Origin of the sequence: Vibrio sp. HI00D65, assembly GCF_001635455.1 — a bacterium.
GTDB lineage: Bacteria > Pseudomonadota > Gammaproteobacteria > Enterobacterales > Vibrionaceae > Vibrio.
In genome coordinates this window covers 1-373 of the sequence record NZ_LWEH01000171.1, presented here as the reverse complement: position 1 = coordinate 373, position 373 = coordinate 1, and the positions used below count along the sequence as shown (strand labels likewise).

Here is a 373-nt window from a genome sequence, read left to right as displayed (position 1 = left end):
GTTTGCAAGATATGCAGGCAGCCGAATTAAGATAGAGGGTGGGGAGATGCGTCTGCTAAACGACGATGAAGTGTTAGCAACAATTGATAGTCCAGAGGACATCTTGCATGAGTTTTAACATAGGAGGATAACTATGCCAGAAGAAGACAAAAAGATGGTACCACTCGATACATCAGGACCTGATCAAGAAGTGGATATCGAAGAAACAAAAGACGAGTCTGTTGTAGAAACAGAAGCGCCGAAACAAGAAACAGAAACAGTAGAACAAGAAACAACGCAACAAGAAGACGGTAAATTAGAAGAATACAGTAAAGGTGTACAAGCTCGTATTGCGAAACTAACTCGTAAGATGAGAGAAGCAGAGAGAAGAGAA

At 41.3% G+C, this 373-nt stretch carries 1 protein-coding gene; it reads left to right on the top strand.

Annotated features, from left to right (window positions below; translation table 11 throughout):
* Nucleotides 1-133: 133 nt before the first annotated feature.
* Nucleotides 134-373, top strand: a 240-nt coding sequence (locus tag A3712_RS14535) for a hypothetical protein (protein WP_197465832.1), incomplete at its 3' end; no start/stop codon positions are given.